The sequence below is a fragment of the Amycolatopsis sp. GM8 genome, from assembly GCF_021653975.1.
Lineage (GTDB): Bacteria > Actinomycetota > Actinomycetes > Mycobacteriales > Pseudonocardiaceae > Amycolatopsis_E.
Map to the genome: position 1 here is coordinate 90,561 of NZ_JAJKFK010000004.1, position 24,760 is coordinate 115,320.

General features: G+C 68.0%; 22 protein-coding genes. 14 read left to right on the plus strand and 8 right to left on the minus strand.

Translation table 11 applies throughout. The annotated features are described in order from the left end of the window. The first annotated feature begins 78 nt into the window (after positions 1-78). Genes LOZ83_RS19130 through LOZ83_RS19140 form a run of 3 tightly spaced genes read left to right on the plus strand, consistent with a single transcriptional unit; the run spans position 79 to position 4,037 of the window. Entirely contained in the window at positions 79-1,206 is a 1,128-nt protein-coding gene (locus LOZ83_RS19130; RefSeq protein WP_236792207.1) for an extracellular solute-binding protein, read from the plus strand. Further along, positions 1,203-2,912, plus strand: coding sequence for an iron ABC transporter permease (locus LOZ83_RS19135; protein ID WP_236792208.1), 1,710 nt, complete (start codon positions 1,203-1,205; stop codon positions 2,910-2,912). Before LOZ83_RS19130 ends, LOZ83_RS19135 begins: the two co-directional genes overlap by 4 nt. Positions 2,913-2,924: 12 nt before the next feature. After that, positions 2,925-4,037, plus strand: a complete 1,113-nt coding sequence (locus LOZ83_RS19140; protein WP_236792209.1) for an ABC transporter ATP-binding protein — start codon at positions 2,925-2,927, stop codon at positions 4,035-4,037. A gap of 2 nt (positions 4,038-4,039) precedes the next feature. On the opposite strand, the gene LOZ83_RS19145 is transcribed toward LOZ83_RS19140, so the two are convergent. From LOZ83_RS19145 to LOZ83_RS19155, 3 genes are read right to left on the minus strand one after another with little or no spacing between them, the layout of a single operon-like run. After that, the gene (locus LOZ83_RS19145) at positions 4,040-4,585 is read right to left on the minus strand and encodes a 3-phenylpropionate/cinnamic acid dioxygenase subunit beta (RefSeq protein WP_236792210.1); all 546 of its coding nucleotides are present in this window, start codon (positions 4,583-4,585) and stop codon (positions 4,040-4,042) included. Between the two features lie 12 nt (positions 4,586-4,597). Continuing rightward, positions 4,598-5,947, minus strand: a complete 1,350-nt coding sequence (locus tag LOZ83_RS19150) for a Rieske 2Fe-2S domain-containing protein (protein WP_236792211.1) — start codon at positions 5,945-5,947, stop codon at positions 4,598-4,600. A gap of 39 nt (positions 5,948-5,986) precedes the next feature. After that, entirely contained in the window at positions 5,987-6,880 is an 894-nt protein-coding gene (locus LOZ83_RS19155; protein ID WP_236792212.1) for a VOC family protein, read from the minus strand. A gap of 302 nt (positions 6,881-7,182) precedes the next feature. Between LOZ83_RS19155 and LOZ83_RS19160 the strand changes: the two genes are divergently transcribed. Both LOZ83_RS19160 and hcaB read left to right on the plus strand, forming a co-directional pair. Continuing rightward, on the plus strand, positions 7,183-8,031 hold the full coding sequence (locus LOZ83_RS19160; protein WP_236792213.1) for an alpha/beta fold hydrolase: 849 nt from the start codon (positions 7,183-7,185) through the stop codon (positions 8,029-8,031). Between the two features lie 40 nt (positions 8,032-8,071). Beyond that, positions 8,072-8,857: a 3-(cis-5,6-dihydroxycyclohexa-1,3-dien-1-yl)propanoate dehydrogenase gene (gene hcaB / locus LOZ83_RS19165; RefSeq protein ID WP_236792214.1), complete on the plus strand. Its 786-nt coding sequence runs from the start codon at positions 8,072-8,074 to the stop codon at positions 8,855-8,857. Positions 8,858-8,876: 19 nt separating this feature from the next. On the opposite strand, the gene LOZ83_RS19170 is transcribed toward hcaB, so the two are convergent. Together LOZ83_RS19170 and LOZ83_RS19175 are read right to left on the minus strand one after the other, a co-directional pair. Then, positions 8,877-10,118, minus strand: a complete 1,242-nt coding sequence (locus LOZ83_RS19170; RefSeq protein ID WP_236792215.1) for an NAD(P)/FAD-dependent oxidoreductase — start codon at positions 10,116-10,118, stop codon at positions 8,877-8,879. Positions 10,119-10,159: 41 nt separating this feature from the next. Further along, entirely contained in the window at positions 10,160-11,002 is an 843-nt protein-coding gene (locus LOZ83_RS19175; RefSeq protein WP_236792216.1) for an IclR family transcriptional regulator, read from the minus strand. Positions 11,003-11,118: 116 nt separating this feature from the next. Here LOZ83_RS19175 and LOZ83_RS19180 point away from each other — a divergent pair, with 116 nt between their 5' ends. Both LOZ83_RS19180 and LOZ83_RS19185 read left to right on the plus strand, forming a co-directional pair. After that, a complete protein-coding gene (locus LOZ83_RS19180) occupies positions 11,119-11,721 on the plus strand; it encodes a TetR/AcrR family transcriptional regulator (RefSeq protein WP_236792217.1) in 603 nt (200 codons plus the stop codon). Positions 11,722-11,820: 99 nt separating this feature from the next. Continuing rightward, the gene (locus tag LOZ83_RS19185; RefSeq protein WP_236792218.1) at positions 11,821-12,129 is read left to right on the plus strand and encodes a bifunctional 3-phenylpropionate/cinnamic acid dioxygenase ferredoxin subunit; all 309 of its coding nucleotides are present in this window, start codon (positions 11,821-11,823) and stop codon (positions 12,127-12,129) included. Between the two features lie 105 nt (positions 12,130-12,234). Here the strand turns inward: LOZ83_RS19185 and LOZ83_RS19190 are convergent, their stop codons facing one another. Together LOZ83_RS19190 and LOZ83_RS19195 are read right to left on the minus strand one after the other, a co-directional pair. Further along, the gene (locus LOZ83_RS19190) at positions 12,235-13,419 is read right to left on the minus strand and encodes an LLM class flavin-dependent oxidoreductase (RefSeq protein WP_236792219.1); all 1,185 of its coding nucleotides are present in this window, start codon (positions 13,417-13,419) and stop codon (positions 12,235-12,237) included. A 206-nt stretch (positions 13,420-13,625) separates the two neighbouring features. Beyond that, complete coding sequence (locus LOZ83_RS19195) at positions 13,626-14,129, minus strand: NAD(P)H-dependent oxidoreductase (protein ID WP_236792220.1); 504 nt, start codon at positions 14,127-14,129, stop codon at positions 13,626-13,628. Positions 14,130-14,230: 101 nt separating this feature from the next. Between LOZ83_RS19195 and LOZ83_RS19200 the strand changes: the two genes are divergently transcribed. From LOZ83_RS19200 to LOZ83_RS19215, 4 genes are all read left to right on the plus strand, one after another. Then, positions 14,231-15,091, plus strand: coding sequence for a PaaX family transcriptional regulator C-terminal domain-containing protein (locus tag LOZ83_RS19200; protein ID WP_236792221.1), 861 nt, complete (start codon positions 14,231-14,233; stop codon positions 15,089-15,091). A gap of 69 nt (positions 15,092-15,160) precedes the next feature. Then, entirely contained in the window at positions 15,161-16,375 is a 1,215-nt protein-coding gene (locus LOZ83_RS19205) for an acetyl-CoA C-acetyltransferase (RefSeq protein ID WP_236792222.1), read from the plus strand. A gap of 38 nt (positions 16,376-16,413) precedes the next feature. Further along, entirely contained in the window at positions 16,414-17,844 is a 1,431-nt protein-coding gene (locus LOZ83_RS19210; RefSeq protein WP_236792223.1) for an aldehyde dehydrogenase family protein, read from the plus strand. Between the two features lie 51 nt (positions 17,845-17,895). Continuing rightward, entirely contained in the window at positions 17,896-18,477 is a 582-nt protein-coding gene (locus LOZ83_RS19215; RefSeq protein WP_236792224.1) for a TetR/AcrR family transcriptional regulator, read from the plus strand. 53 nt (positions 18,478-18,530) lie between these two features. Here the strand turns inward: LOZ83_RS19215 and LOZ83_RS19220 are convergent, their stop codons facing one another. Continuing rightward, complete coding sequence (locus LOZ83_RS19220) at positions 18,531-19,382, minus strand: SMP-30/gluconolactonase/LRE family protein (RefSeq protein ID WP_236792225.1); 852 nt, start codon at positions 19,380-19,382, stop codon at positions 18,531-18,533. 473 nt (positions 19,383-19,855) lie between these two features. On the opposite strand from LOZ83_RS19220, the gene LOZ83_RS19225 reads away from it, so the two are divergent. Genes LOZ83_RS19225 through LOZ83_RS19235 form a run of 3 tightly spaced genes read left to right on the plus strand, consistent with a single transcriptional unit; the run spans position 19,856 to position 24,699 of the window. Then, the gene (locus tag LOZ83_RS19225) at positions 19,856-21,115 is read left to right on the plus strand and encodes an ABC transporter substrate-binding protein (RefSeq protein WP_236792226.1); all 1,260 of its coding nucleotides are present in this window, start codon (positions 19,856-19,858) and stop codon (positions 21,113-21,115) included. 30 nt (positions 21,116-21,145) lie between these two features. After that, the gene (locus tag LOZ83_RS19230; protein ID WP_236792227.1) at positions 21,146-23,968 is read left to right on the plus strand and encodes a branched-chain amino acid ABC transporter permease/ATP-binding protein; all 2,823 of its coding nucleotides are present in this window, start codon (positions 21,146-21,148) and stop codon (positions 23,966-23,968) included. Further along, positions 23,965-24,699, plus strand: coding sequence for an ABC transporter ATP-binding protein (locus tag LOZ83_RS19235; protein ID WP_236792228.1), 735 nt, complete (start codon positions 23,965-23,967; stop codon positions 24,697-24,699). The genes LOZ83_RS19230 and LOZ83_RS19235 overlap by 4 nt, the downstream gene beginning before the upstream one ends. Positions 24,700-24,760: the final 61 nt, after the last annotated feature.

Genomic DNA, 24,760 nt, shown 5'->3' on the forward strand with positions numbered 1-24,760 from the left:
AGCACTGCGCTTGGCCGGCGACGTGGCGAGGAACGACGGCAGTCCTTTCATCACTGAGCCGACGCTGAAGAGGTGTCTATGAGCACGTGGTTTTCCGCGCGTCATCGGGGTCTTCGACGCTCCGTTCACGTCGGCCTCGGGGCCGTTCTCGTGCTGGCCCTCGCGGCCTGCGGATCGAGCGGTTCGGCGGACCAGCCGGCGAAGAGCAGCATCGATCCGAACCTCGGCGGCGACGCGGCCTGGCAGCAGATCGTGGACGCGGCCAACGCCGAGGGGAAGGTGGTCTTCTACTCCGCGAACGACGAGGACTCGGCCACCGTCCCGCCCGCGTTCCACGCCGCATACCCGAAAATCCAGGTAGAGGTCCAGCACTTCGCCTCCGGCGCGCTCACCGCGAAGCTAGACGCGGAGGCCGGCAACACCGCGACGGGCGCCGACGTCGCGAGCCATTCTTCGCGCGTGTGGTGGCAGGCCAATGCCGCCCGCCTGACCCCGGCCAAGGGCCCGGCAATAGCGCGCTACTGGAAGGACACCGGGTTCGTCTACGCGAACGGGGCGTACACCCTGGTCGGCGGCAACCCCCTCGGCGCCGCGGTCAACACCGACCGCCTCGCCGCGCTCGGCGCCACCCCCATCAAGACCTACAAGGACCTGCTCCAGCCCGCCCTGCGCGGGAACGTGGGCGTCGTGCCCGGCGAGGGGTCGCCCGCCGCCGAACAGTGGTGGTACTACGCGGGTCAGGAAATGGGCGGTGCGAGTGGCTTGCAACAGCTGGCCGCGCTGCAGCCCCGGTTATACCGCAGCGGTACGACACCGCTGGCAACAGACGTCGCGTCCGGAGAGATCGCTGTCGGGTTCTACGCGACCCGGTCGTCGGTGACGGCGCTCGCCGACAAGGGGGCACCGGTCGCCTTCGTCCCCCTCGATCCGGTCATCTCGATCGGCGGCTACACGGGCATTGTCGGCAACGCACACCCGAATGCCGCGCAAGTACTGGAGAATTGGCTGCTCTCACCGGCAGGGCAGGTCGCGTTGGCCGGTGACGGCAACGCACTCACCCCGCTCGATGTGAGCGTGCTCGGGGCGGAGTCCGGTAACGCACGCCAGATCCCGAAGGGCAGCCACGTCACCGACGGGGTGCTCCTGCCCGAGCAGACATCCTTCTACCAGAACGTTTTCCTGCCGACCGTGGTCGGCAGGTCGTGACCGCCACGGCATCAGCCCCGCAGCGCGTCACGCTGGCCGCCGCCCGCCGGCCGGCCCGGCGGAGGGGCCTGGCCTGGGTCTCGCTGGCGCTGGTGATGGCTGTGCTGATCATCTGGCCGCTGGTCCGGTTGGAACTGCGTGCTTTCGACAATGGCGGCGACGCGTTCACGCGGATGGTGACCTATCCCGGGATCGGCCGGGTGTTCCTGAACACGCTCATCGTCGCGGTCGGTTCGGTGCTGATCGCGGTTCCACTCGGGACGGTGCTGGCGTGGCTGACCCTGCGGATGCCACCGGCCCTGCGCCGCGTGATGGCGATCTTGCCGATCGTGCCGCTGATGCTGCCGGCCGTGGCCAAAGTGGCCGCGTGGACCTATCTGCTCTCGCCGCGGACGGGTCTGCTCAACACACTCCTGCGCAGCTGGGGTCTCGGCTCGGGCGCCACCGGCCCGCTCGACGTGTTCACGATGACCGGCATCGTGGTCATCTCGGGGGTCACATTGACCTCCTTCGTGTACCTGTTCGTCCATTCGAGCCTCGAACAGCGCGGCGCCGAATTGGAGGCCGCGGCGGCCGCCTGCGGTGCCCGGCCGTGGACGGTGTTCACCACCGTCACTTTGCCCCTGCTGAAACCGGCCGTGATCTACTCGACCGGGATCGTGTTCCTGCTTTCGCTCGGGCAGTTCAGTGCTCCACTGCTGCTCGGGGCACCGAAGAACATCGACACCATCAGCACCCTGATGTACCGCGTCTCGGGTGACTATCCGGTCGACTACGCACTCGGCGCCGCGCTGGCGTTGCCCCTGCTGGTGATCGGCCTGCTCGTGGTGGTCGCCCAGCGCCGGGCATTGGGGGATGAGCGACGCTACGCCGCGGTGTCCGGACGGGCCCGGCAGGTGGGTGTCCGCACGAGCTGGTGGGCGGCGGTGCCGCTGGTGATCTACCTGCTGGTGGCCGTCGTGCTGCCGCTCCTGGCGCTGGTCGTGGTGTCGTTGTCACCGTACTGGTCGGGCCGGATCACCCCGTCCCGCTTCACGTTCGACGGGTGGGCCACGGCGTTCGCCGATCCCAGCACCCAGCAGGCCATCAGCACCACCGCGCAAGCCGTCGGGTTCACCATCGTGCTCGTCGTGCCGCTGGGCTATCTGGCCGCATTGGCCCTGCTGCAGCGAACACGCGTGCCCGCCCCGGTGCGCCGGGTGATCGACCTGATCAGCAGCCTCGCACTGAGCATGCCGTCGGTGCTGATGGGGTTCGCGCTGCTGCTCACCTATTCCACCCCGCCTTTCCGGTTGTACGGGACCACGGCGATGGTCGTGGTCGCCTATGTGAGCCTGATGCTGCCGCACGCCATCCGCCCGCAATTGACGTCGATGCTGGCCACCGGCCCGGAGTACAGCGAGGCCTCCCGGGTGGCGGGTGCCGGCCCGCTCGCGACGACCTGGCGGGTCGGCTTTCCGCTGATCCGCAGCGGGATCGGGGTGGCTGTGTCTCTGGTCGTCATCATGGTGATCCACGAGTTCGCGGTCTCGCTGATGGTCACCTCGCCGGGGCGCCGGGTGATCGGCACATTGCTCTATGACGCCACGAACTTCGGCACCGCGCCGCAGGTCGCGGTCATCGCCCTGCTGATGGTGGCCATCACGACGGTGGGCATCGTCGCCGCGCTGGTCGCCGGTGGTGCCCGCGCGCTGGACCGAGTCTGAGGAGGTACCACGATGTCCGAGGTGAACATCGAGAACCTGACCAAGGGTTTCGGGCCCGCCGTTCGCGCGATCGACGAGTTGACGCTCGACATCGCCGAGGGCGAGCTGGTCGTGTTGCTGGGCCCCAGCGGCTGTGGGAAGACCACGCTGTTGCGGTGTCTGGCGGGACTCGAGCGACCGGATTCCGGCCGGATCGCGATCGGCGGCGAAGAGGTCTTCGGTGGCCGGCGCGAAATCCCGACCCACCGGCGCGGGATCGGTCTGGTTTTCCAGAACTACGCGCTCTGGCCCCATATGACGGTCGCCCAGAACGTGGCGTATCCCTTGCGTGCCAAGGGGGTTTCGCGCCGGGCGCGAGAGGCGGCCGCGCGGGAGGCGCTCGCCCTGGTGGAATGTGAGACGCTCGTGGACCGGCTGCCGGCCGCGATCAGCGGCGGTCAGCAGCAACGCGTGGCGCTCGCCAGGGCGATCGTCGCGCGGCCGCGGCTGATCCTGTTCGACGAGCCACTGTCCAATCTAGACTACCGGCTGCGGGGCCAGCTGCGCCAGGAGATCCGCGACCTGCACCGGACGCTCGGCTTCACCGGGGTGTACGTGACGCACGACCAGACCGAGGCCATGCAACTGGGCAGCCGGGTGGTCGTGCTGCGTGAGGGGCGGATCGAGCAGCTCGCGCCGCCTCAGGAGCTGTTCGATCGCCCCGCCACCAGCTATGTCGCCCGATTCCTGGGGATCGGGAACGCCATCGCGCTGAGCCGGTCGGATGATCGGTGGGTGTTCGGCGACCCGGCGGTCGAAATCGATCTGCCCCACGTGCCCTTGCCGGCGGACAGCTGCGAACTGCTGCTCCGTGCCGTCGACCTCACGCTGGCGCCGCCGGGTTCCGAAGGTGGGGCGGATCGCGTTGTCGTCGAGGGGACGGTGCGGGACGTACTGTTCGGGGGCGACGTCAGCGAGTGGATCGTCGAGGTGGGCGGCGGGACCGTACTGACCGCCACAGCGGCGGCGCGAACGTGGCCGTACGCGGCCGGGGACCGGGTCGCGGTCCAGTTCGAACTCGACGACGCGCTGCTCTACGCGGGTCCCGATGGCCGGCTGGTGGAGCCGGTCGGCGCCGCCGCGTGACCTCAGAAGAAGTTGCTGAGATTCTGCGACAGCAGGATCGTCTGGTCGAGGAAGATGTGCCGGCGCGCGATGCGGAAGGAATTCTCGTGTCGCCGTAGCGTGTCTTCCCGGCGCCCGATCCACTGGTTCTCCTCGGACTTCAAGCGCGTCCGGTAGAGCAGGAAATGCGACTCGGCGACGAGTTCGGCCCCGTCGTCCTCGACGATCCGGATGTTGGTGATCAGGTGCCGGGTGCGCGACGGCGGGTCCTCGGCCCACGCCGTTCCCGTCGCCAGTTTGCGCACCCGGGCGTCGAGGGTGGCCTTGTCGTCGTCGAAGAACGCCATCTCGCCCGGTTTGGTGAACTCCTTGTGCAGTTCCCGCCGGGGCACCGTCCGGCGGATCGGCATGAAGTAGTGGGTGTCGTCGGTGAACAGCTCGATCCACTTCTCGTAGTGGTGCCTGTCGAGGAGCGCGGCTTCCTCGACGTAGAACCGCTCTACCCGGTACTGGAGCAGCATCTGGGCGAGTGTGGCCTCGCCTGCCGCGAGATCGTCCTGCAGCGTCATGATCGGTCCTTGTCAGAGATACTCGCCGGGGGTGGTTCGCTCGCGGAGATCGTCCCACGACGTTCCCTTGAGCCATTCCTTCCAAGACTGATAGGTCCACAGCTGGGCGTGCTCGTTGACCGGGGCCTCGATACGTGCGAACCCGCCCTCGTGCCGGATCTTGCCCCGGCCGAGCCCCATCTTGAGCTGCTGCGGGACGTTCTTGCTGATCGTCCCGTGCGTCTGGAGGGTGCTCTGTGACCAGTTCTCGCCGTCTTCCTGTTCGAGGAAACCGGCCGGCCCGAAGGAGTGGATCTGGGCCGACAGCAGTTCCTTCTGCTCCTCGGGCGAGGCGTTCTTCTCCCGGAAGGTGAACCACCAGACCTCGGTGACGCTCGGGCTGCGCGGTACGCGCAGGCTCAGCTGGGCGCCCAGAGTGATCCACGCGCTGGGAAAGACATGGGGGTGCCCGGCGACCTGCGCCCCGACGGGACCCAGCGCCGCCTGCGCTTCCGGCCGGTCGCGCCACGCGAAAATCTTGCCACCGGTCGCTTCCACGGCTTTGCGTGTCGGACCGGAGATCGCGTGCCCGTACTCCGCGACCATCACGATGTTGTCCAGATCGGTCGGCAGCCGCTGCACGCCGAGGCTCTTGCCCTCGTCCGTCTTCGCCCCGCCACTGTCCAGGCTCTCGGCGGTGGGAATCATCCCGACCGCCTGGGCCGAGATATGGGTGATCTGCGGGTGGTAGAAGTCGAAAGTGTTGTCGGCGGCGAACTTCCAGTTGGTGTTCAGCACGAACTTCTGGATACCGGGGACGACTTCGACCTCGCCGCGCTCGGCGATCATGTCGAGGCTGAGCCGGCCGGTCGGGCCCAGGAAGTCCGCCAGCGGGGGAGCCGTGGGGTCGAAGGTGCCGAACACGAAGCCCTTGTAGGACTCCAGCTGGGCGACCTGCCGCAACGGGTACTTCGACTTGTCGAGCTCGTCCCGGTAGAAATCGCGCATCCCGGGTACCCCGACCAGTTCACCGGCCAGGTCGAACGTCCAGCCGTGGTAGGTGCACATGAAGTTCTTGACGTTGCCCTCTTCGGCCCGGCACACGGCGTTGCCGCGGTGCGTGCACGTGTTCACCAGCGCTTTGATGCTCTTGTCCTTCTGGCGGACCACCAGGACGTTGTCCCGGCCCATCGGGGCCTCGAAGAAGTCGCCGCGTTTCGGGATCTGACTCTCGTGGCACAGGAACAGCCACGCGCGCGAGAAGATCCGCGTCATTTCGAGATCGAAGATCTCCGGATCACTGAAGATCCGCCGGTCGATCTCGCCGCGGTGCGCGTCCACGTACGTGTCGAGCTTGGCGGCCAGTGCCTCGTCCGCTGTCATTTCGTCTCCTGTGGTTCGGTGCGGGTGGCCTGGCGAAGATCACGCGCCGTGGTGATCGCGCTCGTGACCCCACCACTCGGACGATGTGTAGGTCACGACGGTCCACGTGGCGTCGTCGATCAACCGCCCGCCGGTCCCGTATTCGAGGCCGAACCCCGACGGCGTCTGCATGTAGAACGACAGCATCTCGTCGTTGGTGTGCCGGCCGAGCGTGGCCTGCATCGTCGTGTCCGCCGCCCGCGCCCTGTCCAGCGCACGCCCGACCGAATCGATGTCCGCCACTTCCAGCATAAAATGGTTGAGTGCCGTTCCGGTGTCAAGCGGCGCGCCGGCCGCCGCGAAGGAATGGTGCCGCGCGTTGACGTGCAGGAAGGTCACGTGAAATCCCGGCGCCGGAATGATGTAGTCACTCACCCGGAAGCCGAGCACGTCGATGTAGAAGGCCATCGTCTCTTCGGGGTTCTGGCAGCCGAACACCACGTGCCCGAGCCCGGTGTCTTTCCCGGACGGTTCCTTGGTGACGAACCGTACCCCGGCGGGGGAGACGAACGGGTCCTTGGGCACCAGCCCGCCGGCGAAGAACTCCACGTTGATCCCGGCCGGATCGGTGCAGGTGACGAGGCGGTGCGCACCACGCAAGCGGGCGAGTTCGGCGTCCTCCTTGCAGGGCACGCCGGCGGCTTCCAGATCCCGCACGATCCCGTCGAGGTCGGCGGCGGAGGCCACCTCCCAGCCGACGTAGTCGACCTGGTCCTTGCCCGGCCGGACGGCGATCCGGTGATGCCGCTCGTCCATCCGCAGGTACAGCACCGGTTTCCCGTCCTCATCCGCGCGGGTCACCTGCATGCCGACGATTTCACTCGCGTAGTGGGCCCAGGCATCCAGGTCGCTCGCGCCGATTCCGAAATACCCCAGTGCGCTGATCCCGGCCATCGGATCTCCTGTTCGTTGACTTGTCATCGCCGGTTCGCCGGCACGCCCAGCTCGCGACGCATGATGAGGATGCGTGACCTGGTTCACCGAGGGCCAAGACGATGTCCCGTCTGGCGGGACCGAACTGTGGGACGCCCCCGTGGCGCGGGGGCGCCCGGAAGAAGCGGGTTCCGTGCTGTGGAACGGAACCTCGGTGCGCCCGGCCGGCTTTCTGGTCTCATGGTCGAGCCCTCGGCCGGCCACGTTCCGCCGTGGGCGATGTGGCACCGAACCCGCCACCGTCCATTCTGGAAAGGCTGACCGTGACTCCGACCCCGACCTACGACGGAACCCGGAAGCTGATCGACACGCGCGACTACCGGATTCAGATCAACGACGCCGGCTCCGGCCATCCGGTCTTTCTGCTGCACGGATCCGGGCCCGGTGCGACAGGGTGGTCGAACTTCGCTCCGAACATCCCGGTTCTCGCGGAGAAATACCGCTGTGTCGCGGTGACGATGCCGGGCTGGGGCGAGTCGAGTCCGCAGTCACTGGAAACCGGACGGGACCAGAGCGCCGCGATCCTGCAGCTGATGGATGCCCTCGACATCGAGCGGGCCGCGTTCGTCGGGAACTCGGGCGGCGGCGGGATCGGGCTCGTCATGGCGGGGTTGTACCCGGAGCGCGTTTCCCACGTCATCACGATGGGATCCGGTGTGTGGGGCCCCAGCATCCTGGCTCCGGGAGGCCTTTCCGAAGGGATGCGCACGATATTCGAGGCCTACCAGGATCCCTCCGAGGCCAACTTCAAGCGCCTCGTCGAGGTCATGTGCTTCGATCCGAAGTTCGCTTCCGACGAGCTCGCGGCCGAGCGCGCGCAGGCCGCCCGGTTGTTCCCGGAGCATCTGACCAACTGGCTGGAGATGGCGCGCGCGGGTGTCGGCGCGGAAGAGATCACCCGTGCCGCGCAGGCGCTGCCCCGGTCCCCGGTGCCCGCCCTGCTCATCCATGGCCGCGACGACCGCACGGTGCACTACGAGACGAGCATGCGGGCACTCGCCCTCATCCCTGATTCGCGCATGGTGCTGCTCAATCACTGCGGTCACTGGGCGCAGCTCGAGCACGCGGACGAGTTCAACCGGCTCGTCGACGAGTTCGTCACCCACCACTGATCGCAGTAGCCGGATAGCCGACCGTCGACGGGGGAAACAGATGTCCGCGTTGCAGGGTATGTCGGTACTCCTCACGGGCGGTGCCTCCGGCCTCGGCCGGGCCATCCTCACCCGGTTCCTCGAAGAAGGCGCGAACGTCACGGTCCTCGACCGGGCGGCGGACAAGCTGAAAGAGGCCGAGGCGGACTACGCGCCCGCGCTGCAGGTGGTGCCAGGTGACGTGCGCTCGCCCGCCGACAACTCCGTCGCCGTCGCGAGTGCGGTCGCCACCTTCGGTGGCCTCGACGTGTTCATCGGCAACGCGGGACTGTGGGATTTCGGCAAGGAGCTGACCGATTTCGATCCCGACGGCCTGTCGCGTGCCTTCGACGAGCTGTTCGCGGTCAACGTCAAGGGCTATCTGCTCGGCGCCCGGGCGGCCCGCTGTGCGCTGCGCGCCACGGGCGGGTGCATGATCTTCACCCTGTCGAACGCGTCGTTCTTCCCGGCGGGCGGCGGTGCCCTCTACACCGCGTCCAAGCATGCCGGGGTGGGTCTGGTGCGTCAGCTCGCCTACGAACTCGCGCCCAAGATCAGGGTCAACGGGGTGGCCGTGGGAGGTATGCCGGGCGACCTGCGTGGCCCCGGCGCTCCCGAGATGGCGGACCGGTCGCTCGCCGACATCCCGGTCCAGCGGTACCTCCAGGACCACACGGCGCTCGGTGTCGCGGTGGAGCCGGAGGACTACGTCGGCCCGTATGTGTTTCTCGCGTCCCGTGGCGATTCCCGCACCGTCACGGGCTCCGTGTTCGATGTCAGCTCCGTCGGCATCCCCCAGCGGAGCTGACATCGGACGGCGTGTGGCGTCACGAGAGGTCGGCCGCGAGCTGCTTCGGGAGGCGCCGCAGATCGACCTCGGCGTCCAGCAGCCGGGCGGCCGGCACGTGCAGGCCGGACTCGATCAGCCGGCGCGCGGCCGCGACCTCACGGGCCGCATTGAGCCCCATCACGGCGCCTACCCGCTCGTCACGCATCCAGAAGCCGATGAACCGTTCCTGAGTGGCGCCGGCGCGCAGCACGAACTGGTCCGTCGCGCGAGGCCGGCCGAAGATCTGGAAGGTCAGGCCGAACTGATCCGACCACGCATAGGGGAGTGCGTCGAATTCCGTCGCGACTCCCACGGCCGAAGCGCCCACCGCCGCACCGTGTCGCAGTGCGACGTCCCAGTGCTCAATGCGGCCCCTGGTGTCCAGCGCGGGGTGCGGCTGGCTCGCGACATCGCCGGCTGCCGAAACCCACGGATTCGTCGTGGCGCCGAACCGGTCGACCACGATGCCGTAGCGGTCGACCTCGATACCGGCGGCCTCGGCCAGTTCCACCCGGGGGACGACGCCGACGCCGACGACCACCGTCGCGGCCGGGCGCCGGGATCCGTCGGAGAGGATCGCGGCCTCGACCTCGTTCGTCCCGACGAGGGCTTCGACAGTGGTGCCCAATACGAACCGGACACCGCGATCCTCGTGCAATTGACGGACGAGCTCGGCGATCGGGCGCCCGGCCACGCCGACCAGCGGCAGCGCGGCCTGCTCGACCACCGTCACGTCCAGGCCGCGATCGCGGGCCGCCGCGGCCAGTTCGAGGCCGATGAACCCGCCCCCGATCACGAGCAGCGGCCCACCGCTGGTGAGCCGCGACGCCAGCGCGCCCGCGTCCGCCGCGTCCCGCAGAACCATGACGTTCGCCAGGTCGGCACCCGGGATCGGGAGACGCCGGGCGCCGACACCGGTGGCCAGCAGCACGTGGCCGGCGGCGAGAATCCGGCCGTCGGCCAGTTCGACGGTCTGCCGTGCCGTGTCCAGCCGCCGCACACCGACCCCGAGGATCAACTCGAGGTCGTCGTCGAGATAGCTCTGCGCGGGAAAGATCGGCTTCAGGCTCGTGTCGCCCGTGCTCAGCAGGCTCTTCGAAAGGGGCGGCCGCTCATAGGGCTCGTGCGGATCGGAGCCGACGATCGTGATCGCCCCGTCGAAACCGGCCCTGCGCATCGCGAACGCGGCCGACACACCGGCCGCACTCGAACCGATGACGACCTGTCGTGACCTCTTCATGGAAAGTGTGCACTTCGCTCTCGTGTGGTGACGGTTGGCCGTCAGACCAGCAGTGGCCCGATCCGCGCGGACAGCTGCCGCGCGGTGTCGAGCATGGGCTTCTGGAATCGCATGACCGACTTGCCCACCGCTGACGTGGTGATCGACAGCGCGGCCACCGGCTCGTTCGTCCGCGGGTGCAGCACCGGGACCGCGAGGCAGGAGACGCCGACGAAGGACTCCTCGAAATCGACCGCCCACCCGTCCTGCTGGACCTGCTGGAGCGTGTTCTCCATCCGCTGGGCGCTGGTGATCGTGAACGGCGTGTACCTCTTGTACGTGGTCTGTGCGAGATCTTCGCGCAGCCGGTCGCCATCCCGGTAGGCCAGCAGGACCTTGCCGAGCGCCGTCACATAGGCGGGACGCCGGGCGCCGACCCAGGTCGCCAGTTTCGTGGACTTGTGGCCGAAGATCTTTTCGACGTACAGGATGTCGAGCCCGTCCGGCACGGCGAGGTGGATCGTCTCACCGGTCCGCGCGAAGAGGTCGCTCATGAAGGGCACGGCCTGATCCCGCAGCCCGTTCGGACGGCAGGCCTTGACGAGGTTGCCGAGTTCGAACATGCGCGCCGACAGGCAGTACCGGTCGCCGACGCGGGAAACGTATCCGGTGTCGGCGAGCACCGTCAGCAGCCGGTGCGCGGTCGACTTCGGGAGTCCCGCCTGAGCGCCCACTTCGGAGACACCGAGCACGGTTCTGGTGCCGAACGCGCCCAGTACGGCGAGCGCGCGATCGGCCATCGTGTCCGGCCGGCGGGCACCGACCGCGGTACCGCCCGTCGTGGTGGGCGGCGGTTCGAAGGAATCACTCAAGTGCTCTTCGTAGGCAGCTGAGGACGTGCTCATAGGGCGCTCCTCCGCCTCGTCGGTAAGGGGAGTAGTTGATCCGAAGACGTTCTCCGTTTTATTGTGAAGCTACGGTACGTAGCGACACTCCGTTTGGCAAGACGTGGGAGGAAGCCGTGGCGCGACAGGCGCGAACCAGGGCGCGCGGAGCTGATCGAGCCGAGCGATCGGACAAGCAGCGCAACCGCAAACGCATCGTCGAGGCCGCGGCGTCCCTGATCGACGAGCGTGGTGTCGACGTGCCCCTCGAAGAGATCGCCCGCCGCGCCGGCGTCGGCTCGGCCACCATGCACCGGCATTTCGGCAATCGGGCGGATCTGTTCGAAGCGGTCTTCGTGGGCGAAGCGGAGGAGATCGCGGCCAGGGCGCGTGCTCTCACCGCGGGCGGTGACCTGGCGCGCGCGCTGGGGAACTGGCTGCGCGAGCTCTACTTGAACGCGGCGTCCAGCCGGGGCCTGGCCCGGTCCCTGGCCGGCACCTCGGAGCAGGTGGGCCGGGACGGCCCGAGCTGCCTTTCGATCGTGCTCGACGGTGGCGCCGAACTCCTCGACCGCGCCCGCGCGGCCGGTGTCGTCAACGATGGCGTGGAACTCCAGGAACTGGTCGCGCTGGTACTCGGCGTCGTCCTGGTGATCGACGAGGGTGTCGGTGGCGACGTGAATCCGCAGCGGCTGGTGGAGTTGATCATCGGCCTGGCCGTGGCGCCGCGTCCGATCTAGTTTCGCCAGGCGGGACGCGGTGGGCCTGGCCGCCGCTCCGAAGTTACTACCGTCGATCCGGAGAAACCCGGCACGGTGAGGGAAAGGTGGTGCCGCGACATGGCATGGCTGCGAGCCTGCGGTCGAGACGAGATCGACGACGGTGAAGCGGCGCGAATCGAGACCGATCCGCCCGTCGCCGTGTTCAATGTGGACGGTGAGTTCTACGCGACCGCCGATACCTGCACGCACGACGAGTCCTCTCTCGCTGATGGCTACGTCGACGGCGACCGCGTCGAGTGCCCATGGCATTTTGCCAAGTTCTGCATCAGAACCGGTGCCGTTCTGAGCCTGCCCGCGACTGCCGGACTGACCACCTACCCGGTGAAGGTGGCCGGGGACGACATCATGGTCGACATGCCGGACTGACCCGCGGCGGGTTCGCGGGATGACGAACCGTCGAGCCGGGCCACGAAGTGCCCCTGCGCCGGAGCGAGTCCGGCGCAGGGCCGCTTCGTGTCTTCGTGTCGAAGCTCAGAGCCCGAGCTGGGTGGGTTCGTCGGCCGAGTCGAACGCGGCGGTCCCAGCGGTGCCGCGCATCGTTTCGTCCAGCGGTGCGTCGAGTTCGTGGAGACGGGGCAGGACCTCCGTGGCGAACAGGCGCAGCGACTGCTCCGCCTTTTCGGCCGGCATGGTCCCGAACTTGACGTTGAGCACGAACTCCTCGGCGCCGGTCTTGCGCTGAATCGCCTTCAGCTGTTCGAAGACCTGGTCGGGAGTTCCCCACGCCTGCGGGCGGGCGCTCTTCTCGATGATGGCCTCGTCGGTGGCCACCACGTCACCGAGCTTGGCGTACTGTTCGTACCCTTTCGTCTTACGGAAGCGGTCCGGGTCGTCGAACTGGTAGTGGTGCTTGCTGCTCAGCGACGACTCGAGCGAATGGCGTGCCATCAGGTCCCACGCTTCCGACTCGCTCTCGAAGCACGTCATCCGCACGACGACCGTGGGCTGGGTCGGGGTGAGGCCGTTGCCGACCCGGATGCCGTTGAAGGTGGACACGTCCGAGGCGTAGGCGTCCCAGCTCTTCTGATTGGTCATCAGCATGCCCAGGCCCGCGTTCGCGGCGATCGGCAGCGTCTCGGGGCTGGTCCAGGCAATGCGCATCCGGTCGAGAATGCGTTGCGGATTGCGGAAACTCGGCCGGATCGTGGTCTCCGGGATCTGGTAGAACTCGCCGTCGTGCGAGAACCATTCATTGGAGATCGCCTTGCGCAGCACCGCCAGCGATTCGTTGAAGCGGCCCCGGGCTTCGCCCATCGGCACGCGGAACGCGTCGAACTCGCGCACCGCGGCACCCCGGCCGACGCCGAGGGTGAGCTGCCGGCCCTGCAGCAGATTGTCCAGGACACTGATCTGGTCGGCGACGACCAGCGGGTCGTACCAGGGGAGTACGACGATCATCGTGCCGAAGTCCAAACGGCTGGTCCGGCCGGCCATGAACGTCAGGTGCTGCAACGCACCGCCGGTCATCACATACGGGGTGAAGTGGTGATCGATGGCCCAGTAGGAGTCGAATCCGAGCGGTTCGACGAGTCCGGCCAGGTGCAGTTCTTCGTCGTAGATCTCCTGGTCGCTGATCGCGGGCGGACCGGGTTTCTTGGCCAGGAACCGGTCCCAGTCCGTATAGTTCTGCCAGTTGAAATGGACACCGACCTTCATGGCTACTTCCTTCGGGAGTTGTGAAATGGTGGCGGACAGAAGTCCGACCGGCGCTGGTATCGGGCCATGATTGGCCACCCGCTTTGCCGGTGTCGAAATCCTGTTCCGTAGTACGGGATCAGGCGGGTGAGAGCTGATATATCGGCGATAAATGGTCGATGCCGGACATCGCGAGTCCTTCCGTCTGCCGGGCTTGCCGGGGGTGATCAGGCTGCCGAGGGCCGGGCCGAGTCGGCCCGGGAGAGTTGAAGCAGGGCCGGTAGCGCCGGCGCCCAGAACTTGCAGAACGTCGCGACGGCGGGCCGGGCATCCTGCTGCCCGCCGGCGAGATGCAGGGCCGGCGCCACCGCGATCGCGCCGGCGGCCGAGAGTGCCGCGGTCAGGCCGTCGGGAACGGTCCCGGCCGCCGCGGGCCAGCCGCCGATGACCACGGCGAACACCACTTTTCCGGCCAGCAGGTCGTTTCGCGCGCAGTGCTCGATCGCGAGCCGGGTGGCCTCGTCCAGGGTCGACGTGTGCGCGCTCGCGCCGATCACCACCACGTCCGCACCGGCCACGGCCTGGTGCAGGCGCTGCGAATCGGCCGGAAGGGCGAGCTCGCGAACCGGTGGCGCACCGGTCAGTTGTGTCGTGAACCCGCGGAGCGTGGCTGCCGGTCGATCGGCATGGCTCAGCATGAGCGTCGATGACGCCAGCAGTGCAGTGATCATCGTACCGATCCTCCTCACTTGCCCCACGAACGTAGCATGCCGGAGACGATCGTCATATACTTCGTACGTTCGGAGTGTCGCGAAGGTGGACTGGAGATGACGTGAACGCGCAGGCGAAGCGGACTGCCGAGGCCCGGGCGAAGCCGACCTATCCGGGCACCGTGTTCGCCGAGTTCCTCAGCATGTTCGTGCGGCCGAACGGCAACTGGGCCCCGGTATCGGCGATGGTCGGGCTGATGGGCGAGATTGGTTTCGACGAACCCGGGGTACGCGCGCTCATTTCCCGGCAGAAGAGCCGCGGCTGGCTGGTTCCGGAGAAGCGGGGGCCGGTCCGCGGTTATCACCTGACCGAGACCGCGCTGTCCGGGCTGGCCGAAAGCGACAAGATCGTGTGGCATGCCCGGGACGAAGCCCCCGCCGACGACGGGTGGGTACTCGTCACCTTCTCCGTTCCGGAATCGGTGCGGGCGAAACGACATGTGCTGCGTTCGCGGCTGGTGGCGATCGGCTTCGGTACCATCGGCCCCGGCACCCTGATCGCACCGGCCAGGATGCTCGGCGCCACGCAAACCGTGCTGTGGCAACATGATCTCGGCGAATTCGTCGACGTTTTCGTCGCCCAGCTGCCACCGGGGGGTGACGCCGCCGGTATCGTCCGCCGCGGCTGGGACCTCACGGGTCTCAACGACGAGTATCGCGACTTCGTTCGCGTCGAAAAGCCGATCAGGGCGCTCTGGGAGTCTCGTTCCACCGCGGCCGGTGCCGACCTCGACGCGGAGGCGTTCTGCGATTATCTGCTGGCCTTCAACCGGTGGCGGCGGTTACCACTGCGGGATCCCGGTCTGCCGCACGGGCTGATCGGTTCGAAGTGGGAGGGGCGAGCCGCGGGCGAACTGTTCGAGTGCTTGGTCGACCTCCTCGACGTTCGTGCCCAGCGCCATGTCGGGAGCTTCTGGCCATGACCGGCGCGTGCTAGTTTCAAAAGAGATTTGAAAATATTCTCGCCGTTGGCGTTGAAAAGGAGTGCATCGGTGCATGACGCGGTGATCTGCGAACCGATCCGGACGCCGGTGGGCCGCTACGGCGGGACGCTGGCCGGCCGGTCCGCCGCCGAGCTGGCGGCGACCCTGATTCGCGCATTGGTGGAGCGCACCGGGATCGCCCCGGACGTCGTCGACGACGTGGTGCTGGGACAGTGCAACCCGAGCGGTGAGGCGCCGGCGATCGGGCGTGTCGCGGCACTCGACGCGGGGCTCCCCACCGGCGTCCCGGGCACGCAGGTGGACCGCCGTTGTGGGTCGGGCCTGCAAGCGGTCTGCTACGCCGCGATGCAGGTGCGGACCGGCGTCGCCGACCTCGTGATCGCCGGCGGGGCCGAGAGCATGAGCCAGGTCGAGTTCTACACCGGCGGGATCCGGTTCGCCAAGGGCCGCGAAGCCATCACCCTGCACGACCGGCTGGCCCGCGCGCGGGTGACCGCCGGGGGACAGGACCATCCGGTGCCCGGCGGCATGGTCGAAACGGCCGAGAACCTTCGCCGGGAGTACCACATCTCCCGCGCGGAGCAGGACGAGCTGGCCCTGCGTTCACACGAGCGCGCGGTCGCCGCGCAGCGTTCGGGAGTCTTCGCCGAAGAGATCGTCCCCGTTCCCGTGGCTCAGCGAGACGGCTCCACGGTGCTCGTCGACACCGACGAACATCCGCGCGCCGACAGTTCCCTCGAGGCGCTCGCCGCGCTGAGGCCGATGCGGGCACGCGTCGACGACGGTGCGACGGTCACCGCGGGAAATTCCAGTGGCCAGAACGATGGCGCCGCGGTCTGTGTCGTGACGACACCGGAACGCGCCGCCGAGCTGGGTTTGCGGCCGCTGGCCCGGCTGGTCACCTGGGCGCTGGCCGGAGTCGAACCACACCGGATGGGCATCGGCCCGGTGCCCGCGACGGCGAAGGCGCTCCGGCTGGCCGGCCTCACGCTCGCCGACCTCGACCTCATCGAGCTCAACGAGGCGTTCGCCGCGCAGGTGCTGGCGGTGGCCCGGGAATGGGGTCTGTCCGAAGTGGACTGGGAACGGGTGAACGTGCACGGGTCCGGGATCTCGCTCGGGCATCCCGTGGGCGCTACGGGCGCCCGGATCCTGACCACGATGCTGCGCGAACTCGAACGGCGTGCCGGCCGGTTCGCGCTCGAGACGATGTGCATCGGTGGCGGGCAAGGGTTGTCCGCGGTGTTCGAGCGTGTGGGCTGACAGGTGGCATCCATGTTCTTCAAGGAAGGTATCCGGCTATGACGTCTTCGGAACTACCGGTCAATTTCGCGATGACGATCGATGGGGCGGCGGTGCCCGCGCCACAGACGTTCGACGTCGTGAACCCGGCGACGGGGCAGGTGATCGCGCAAGCGCCCGACTGCGCGCCCGACCAGCTCGACGCCGCCATGCACAGTGCCCAGCAGGCGTATCAGCTGTGGCGGCACGAAAAATCGGCCCGCCGTGACCTCCTGCTCAAAGCGGCCGACGAGGTGCTCGCCGCGGTCGACGAGATCGCCCCGATCCTGACCGCGGAGCAGGGAAAGCCGCTGGCCGACGCGCAGATGGAGGTCCGCAGCGTCGCGTTGTGGTTCCGCTACTACGCGAACCTGGAGGTCCCGGTCGAGGTGATCCAGGACGATGCCAAGGCGCGGATCGAGGTGCGGCGGCGCTCATTGGGTGTGGTCGCGGCCATCACCCCGTGGAACTTCCCCCTCAGCCTGGCGGCGTGGAAGATCGCGCCCGCACTGCGAGCCGGGAACACGATGGTGCTGAAACCGTCGCCATACACGCCGCTGGCCACGCTGAAGATGGTGGAACGGCTCGCGCGCGTGCTGCCGCCCGGCGTGCTCAACGCGGTGAGCGGCCGGGACCCGCTGGGCGCCTCGATGACCCAGCACCCGGTGCCGCGCAAGATCTCGTTCACCGGCTCGGTCACGACCGGCAAGCGGGTCGCCGAGGCGGCGGCCGGGGATCTCAAGCGCGTCACCCTCGAACTCGGCGGGAACGACCCGGCCATCGTGCTCGACGACGCGGATCCCGCGCGGATCGCCGACGGCCTGTTCTGGTCCGCGTTCCGTAACAACGGGCAGGTGTGTTCGGCGATCAAACGCGTTTACGTGCCCGAGGCGCTCTACGCCGATGTGGTGGACGCGCTCGCGGAGAAGGCACGTTCGGCCCGCGTCGGGGACGGAGCCGAGCCCGGCACGCAGCTCGGGCCGGTGAACAACGAGCCGCAGCTGACGCGGGTCGCCGGGCTCGTCGAAGAGGCGGTGGCTCGCGGTGCCGAGGCGGTGACCGGTGGCCGTGCCCCCGACCGGCCCGGCTACTTCTACGAGCCCACCATCCTCGCCGGCGCTTCGGATGGCATGCGGGTCGTGGATGAAGAACAGTTCGGTCCGGTGCTGCCCGTGGTGCCCTATCACGATGTGGAGGAGGCGATCGCCAGGGCGAACGGGACCCACTTCGGACTGTCGGGCTCGGTCTGGAGCGCGGACGGCGACCGGGCCGCCGAGGTCGCCGACCGGCTGGAGTGCGGAACGGTCTGGATCAACACGCACCTGGCCCTGCGGCCCGATCAGCCCTTCGGCGGGGCGAAGTGGAGCGGGCTCGGTGTCGAGAACGGACCGTGGGGCCTCTACGGATTCACGGAGCTGAAGGTCGTCCACCGCGCCGGCGTTACGTCCTGACAGGTGCGGGCGTCCGTATGATGTCGCTGTTCCCAGGCGAAACGGCGGGCGATGACGAAAATCCGGAGTCGGCAGCAGTTGATCGACGCTGCCGCGAAGGTTTTCGCCGAGAAGGGTTACGACGCGGCCCGGCTGGAGGACATCGCGGCGGAACTGGATGTCCTGCAGGGCAGCCTCTACTACCACGTCGGGAGCAAGGCTGCCCTGTACCGGCTCGTCCTGTTGCAGCGGTTCGAGACGATCATCGTCGCCATCGAGAAGATCGCCGCCGGCACGGCGAGCCCGGAGGACAAGCTGCGCCAGGCGATCCGCGAGCAACTGCGCTACCTCGCCCGCCATCGGTCCGAATCAGCGCACTGGTTCGACAGCCTGCCGGCCAACGACAAGGCGCCCGCGGAAGCGGAGGAGGACCGCGCTTTGCTGCTGCGCCTTCGAGAGAGCTGGAAGGCGATCATCCGCGAAGGCATCCGGACCGGCGCGATCCGGAAGAACGTTGACGCGTCGGTGGCGGTGCTGTCGATCCTCGGTATGACGAACTACGTCGCACGCTGGTACGACCCGGACGACAGTCGCACCATCGACCAGATCGCGGACACGCAGTTCGCCATGGTCTGGGACGGGCTGGCTGACTGACCCGTGTCTCCCCGGCCCGCGGTCGAGCGGGCCGGGGAAGTCGTTCCTCTTGTTTAACGCACCCGCACCGTTTCGATAACGGATGTGCAGGTGCGGTCGATGATCCGGGCTTCGCCACCGACGGCACTGAGGATGAACAGCGTTCCGCCGTCGTCGCCGCCGATCGCGCAGGCCAGCGGCATCTTGTCCCCGACGGTGACCGTGTCGGTGACCTCGCCACCCTCGAGCACCCGGCGGCACTGGAACTCGCGTGGCGACGCGGTCCAGATGCCACCGGCCGAGTCGGCCGCGATACCGTCGGCGCTGCCGGGGGACAGGTCGGCCCAGAGCCGCTGGTTGTGCAGCGAGCCGTCCTCGGCCCGGTCGAAAGAGGTCAGCCTCGCCGCCGGGAACTCGGCGACCACATACCGCGAGCCGTCGTCGATCAGGCAAGGACCGTTCGGCGCGTCCAGCCCCTCGGCGACGATCCGCGCGCTTCCGTCCGGCTCGACGAGAATGATGTTGCCGTCGCCGTCGAGCGGGCGCGGCTCGCGCGCGCCATGGGTGCCCATCGAGCCGACGTACGCCCGTCCCTGATCGTCGACGAGCATGTCGTTCAGCCCGCCGACGGCCAGCGCGGCCAGATCGGCGTGGACCTTGATGTCTCCGGGACCGTCGAGCCGCAGCACGGCCGGGTAGGTCATGTCGACCACGAGGAGCCTGCCGTCGGGGAGAAAGCCGAGGCCGCACGGCCGCTCGTCGCCCTCGAACGCGATGATCGTTTCCGCGCGGCCGGTTTCGTCCACGGCCATGACGCGCTGCGCGAAGATGTCGGAGAACCACAGCCGGCCGTCATGCCAGCGCGGGCTCTCCGCGAAGTTGAGACCGTCGAGCAGCGGGACCGGGGTTGTCGAATGCTCGTTCATCATGGTGCTCCGATGGTCGGTCCCGGCCCGCGAAGCCCTGCTCGGTCTCCGGGTTCTGCCTGACGGGACGGCGGTGTAGGTGATGGCGCTCATACGAGGGGATTGTGTGCTCACGGTGCGCGACGTCGACGACCTCGACGTCACAACCGGACGACTCGGTAGCGGCGGAATCGACAGTACCAGACAAGCAATATCTGATGTATCGTACGTCGATCCAGAGAGACGGCGCTTCAGGCCATGGAGGTGGCGCGACATGGACAGCCATGCTCAGCCGGCTGCGTGCCCACATGGCGCCCGGAGCGCCCGGTTCGCGACCGAAATTTTCAAATCTCGTTCTATTAAATTCTGATTTCGCCAGTGCGGTACGCCGATGCCATGTGTCAGGGTTGCCGCCAACTCCACCGCCGTCCGTCCACACAGTACGCATTCCGGACACGGCCAATTCGACTTCCAGGAAACCGAAAGGTGACACCGTGAGGACCTCCAAAGCCGCCGGTCTCATGACGGCCGGCCTTCTCGTACTCGCCGCGGCCGCGGCCTGTGGGAATGGCACATCATCCGGCTCGAGTGGGACCGCGGAGCCTCCGCAGGCCCCGCTCAAGCCGGCCTCGGCCACCGCCAGCCCGGTGCTGGTCGGTTTCCACAATCTCGAAGGCGGCTCGATCTCCCTGCCCGACTACCGGCAGGGATTCCAGGCGGGCATCGACTACGTCAACTCCGATCTGGGTGGTATCAACAGCCACCCGATGCAGATGGTCGACTGCAAGACCGACGGCACCCCGGAGTCCTCGGTGAACTGCGCGAACCAGTTCGTGCAGAAGAACGTGGTGATGGCGGTCCAGGGCGCGGACTTCGGTGCCGACGCCATGCTGCCGGTGCTCAAGTCGGCGGGAATCGTCGAGTTCGGCGGCTTCCCGCTGACCCCCGGCATGAACTCGGCGGTCGGTGACGCGTACTTCATGAACTACTCCGCGCAAGAGGGCTACGCGGCGGATGTCGTGCAGCAGAAGGCATTGGGCGCCAAAACGCTCGCCGTCGTGATGGTCGACGCCGCGGCGTCACACCAGTCGTACGACACCATCATCGCGCCCGCCGCGCAGAAGATCGGCGTCCAGACGAAGGTGTTCTACTATCCGAAGCAGGTCGAGTGGACCACGGAGGCGGCGACGGTCATGGCCGCCAAGCCCGACGCGGTCACCTTGTGGTCGGATGGAACCGCCGCGCTCGCCGCCGTGTCGGCGCTGCGCTCGGGCGGCTTCAGCGGCCAGATCGACGCCGGTGCGAACACCGAAATCATCGGCAAGCTCAGCACGAGCGTGCTCAAGAACGTCAACTTCAACGCCCCGGTCTATCAGACCGATTTCGCGTCCTTCCCGCCTGCCGTGCAGCAGGACATGGACATCTTCAACAGGTACATGAAAAAAGACGCGTCCAATGTGGTCAGTCAGGCGCAGGCGCAGCAAGGCTTCTACGCCGCGGTTCTCGCGGCCGACTCGCTGCGGCAGATCCCGGGTGACCAGCTGACCGCCAAGACCGTCCGGGACGGCATGGGCAAGGTCAAGGGTGAGCGGGAGATCTTCCGGACCGCCGGCTACGACTGCTCGACGCCCACGTGGCCGGGCACGACCGCCTGTGCGACCGGCGGGATCTACGCGACGCCGAACTCCGACAAGAAACTCGTCCCGCTGCCGAACCAGCCCGTGGACATTTCGTCCGTCCGGCCGGCCGGCTGAGAGCCGCGGACGCACCGAAAGGCCTGAGCTGTGAGCCAGTATCTCCTGTTCGTCGTGCTGGGACTGGGGGCCGGGGCGGTGTATGCCGCCCTGACCCTGGGCATCGTGGTCACCTACCAGGGCACCGGTGTCATCAACTTCGCGGCCGCGGCGATGGCGGCGGTCCCGCTGTACGTCTTCGACGACCTCCAGCAGGGCAAGCTGACGCTGCCGATTCCCTGGCTGCCCTCGTTCGACGTCGGGACCCCGCCGATCTGGGCGTCGGTGCTCATCGCACTGGCCGTCGCCGCACTGCTGGCGGTCCTCATCGAGGTCGCGATCTCGAGACCACTGCGGACGGCGCCACCCTTGGCGAAGGTCGCCGCCGCGGTCGGCATCATGCTGACCCTGCAGGCCGCCGTGGGGCTGACGTACGGAACCGAGCCACGGTTGCGGACCACCGTGCTTCCCGAGGGTTCACTGGAGATCGGGGGTGTGTTCGTCGCGGCCGACCGCCTGTGGCTGATCGGCATCGTCATCGTGCTCGGCGCCGGGCTGGCGGTCTGGTTCAAGAGGTCGCGGACCGGCCTGGCCATCCAGGCGTCGGCGGAGAACGAGCAGGCGGCGTCGTTCGCGCGGCTGTCACCGGCCACGCTCGGTCTGGTCACGTGGGTCCTCGCCTCGGTGTTCACGGCGCTCGTGATGATCCTCGCGGGTCCGGCCACCGGACCCCTTGACCCGTCGACGATGTCGCTGATGGTCGTACCGGCGCTGGCCGGTGCGCTCATCGCGCGCATGAGCTCCCTCTGGGTGGCGCTGGCCGGTTCACTCGCGCTGGGTATCGTCACGGCAGAGCTGCAGTTCTTGTCGCAGACGAAATCCTGGTGGCCCGAATGGGCCAAGCAGGGCGTCGTCGAAACGGTGCCGTTCATCGTCATCGTGATCGCGCTGTTCCTGCTCGGACGGGCGATTCCCACCCGGGGGGACGACGTCCGGTCCGGGCTGCCACCGGTGATCCTGCCGAAGAACCGCCCGGCCGTGATCGCCGTGCTGTGCGCGGCCGGGGTCCTGGTGCTGCTGCTGACTTCGGGGACCTACCGGTTCGGCGCGATCACGAGCCTCGCGGTGTCGCTGATCGCGCTGTCCCTGGTGGTGCTCACCGGTATGGTCGGGCAGATCTCGCTGGCGCAGGCGGCTTTCGCCGGGGTGGCGGGGCTGGTGGTGTCCAAAGTGGGCACTGGTATACCGTTCCCGTTCTCGATGATCCTGGCCGCGCTGGTCGCCGCGGTGGCGGGTGTGCTCGTGGGCCTGCCCGCACTGCGCATCCGTGGCGCGCAGCTCGCGGTGGTCACCCTGGCGGCGGCCCTGACGCTCCAGGACTTCGTGTTCGCCAATCCCCAGCTCGTCTCCGGAACCGTGAATGCCATTCCCGATCCCAAGCTCTTCGGGTTGAACCTGTCGGTGCGGGCTGGGCAGGACATCGCCCGGATCCCGTTCGGACTGATGGTGCTCGTGACCGTGGCCATCGCGTTCGTGCTGATCGCGAACCTGATGCGCGGCGGCACCGGACGGAAGATGCTCGCCGTGCGGTCCAACGAACGAGCGGCCGCGTCGATCGGTATCCGCGTCGCGGGGATCAAGCTTTCGGCCTTCGCGGTGTCGTCGTTTCTCGCCGGCCTCGGTGGCGCATTGATCGGATACAGCCGCGGGCAGTTGTCCGCGGACTCGTTCGGTGTCTTCGTCGGGTTGAGCTTTCTGGCCACGGGCTACCTCGCGGGCATCACGAGTGCCAGCGGCGCGTTGATCGCGGGAGCCTCGGCCGCACTCGGGATCGTGTATGTGTTCTTCGACAGCAATCTGCACCTCGGCAGCTATTACCCGCTGCTGACCGGTGCCTCGCTGATTCTGACCGTCTTGTTCAACCCGGTCGGTATCGCCGGAAAGACCCGGGCCGATTTCGACAGGTTCCTGGCGCGGCGGCGATCCCGCGCGGCGGCCGCCACTCCATTAGCTGCGCCCGTTGCCGAAATACCCGATCCGCCGGAATCCGTTGCGCGAGAGATCGGTGAGATCGTGTTGCGCACGGAAGGCGTCACGGTCGACTACGGCGGTGTCCGCGCCGTCGATCAGCTCGGTATCGAGGTGCGGGCGGGCGAAATCGTCGGCCTCATCGGACCCAATGGCGCGGGCAAGACGAGTTTCGTCGACGCATTGACCGGCTTCACGAGGAGCACCGGCGAGGTTCACCTCGGCGAGCGGCGGCTGACGGGCAGCCCGGCGTTCAGCCGAGCGCGGCACGGTCTGGTCCGCACCTGGCAGGCCGGTGAACTCTTCGACGACCTGACGGTCGCGGGTAATGTCCGGGTCGCCGACGACGTCGGCAACGATGTCGCGAAGCTGCTGCGCGACTGTATTTTCCCGAATCCGGCGGTCTCCCCGGCGGTCGAGGACGCGCTCACGCTGATGTCCTTGGAGGACGTGCGCGACCGCAAACCCGGCGAGCTGCCATTGGGACGGCAGAAAGCGCTCGGCATCGCCAGGTCCCTGGCGATGCGGCCCAAGGTCCTGCTGCTCGACGAGCCGGCCGCGGGCCTCAACAGCACCGAAAGTGTCGCCTTCGGCGCGCACCTGAAGCAGATCGCGGCGACGGGCGTCGGTTGCCTGCTCATCGACCACGACATGCACCTGGTCATGGGTGTGTGTGACCGGGTCTACGTCATCGAGTTCGGCAAGCAGATCGCCGTCGGGACACCGGACGAGGTGCGTCGCGACCCGCGCGTGCTGGAGTCCTATCTCGGCTCCGAGCACCGGACACCCGACGACGACGAGAACGCCGACGAGGAAGCCAAGCCGGTACGAGGGATGGTGTCATGAGTCCGTTGATCGAGACCTCGAACCTCAGCTGCGGCTACGGGCGGGTGCCGATTGTCCGTGATCTCACCATTTCCGTGGAACCCGGCGAGGTCGTCTGCCTGCTCGGCCCCAACGGTGCGGGGAAGACCACGTCGCTGTCGACGATCGCCGGTGCCCTGCCGAAACTGTCCGGCACGGTGCGCGTGGCGGGAAAGGAGGTCACGTCGGCGCAGCCACATGTGGTGGCTCGCCGCGGGCTGAGCCTGGTGCCCGAGGGACGTGGCCTGTTCTACCGGCTCACGGTGGCGGAGAACCTGCGGTTGCGACGGCATCGCCAATCGTCCGTGGGGATCGGCGAGGTGCTCGGCCACTTCCCGGTGCTGAAGAACCTCCTCAATCGCCGGGCGGGGTTGCTCTCGGGCGGCGAGCAGCAGATGCTCGCGCTCGCGGGCGCCCTCATCGCCGATCCCCAGGTGATCATGCTGGACGAGATGAGCCTCGGCCTCGCGCCGGTGATCGTCGAACGGTTGCTCCCGATGGTGCGGACGATCGCCGATCAGCGCGGGATGGGCGTGCTGCTGGTCGAGCAGCATGTCCTGGCGGCCTTGAAGATCGCCGATCGCGGCTATGTCATGGCGCAGGGCCGGATCGTCGCGGAGGGGCCCGCCGCCGAGCTCCAGCGCGATGCCGAACTGATCGAAGCGAGCTACCTCGGCGACCGGAAGGAGGCCGACGCGCCCGGCGCCGCCTGAGCGTTCCGCGCTACGGGAAGCAACCCTGGGCGCTCCACGGGGTCGTCGGGCATCGTGATCA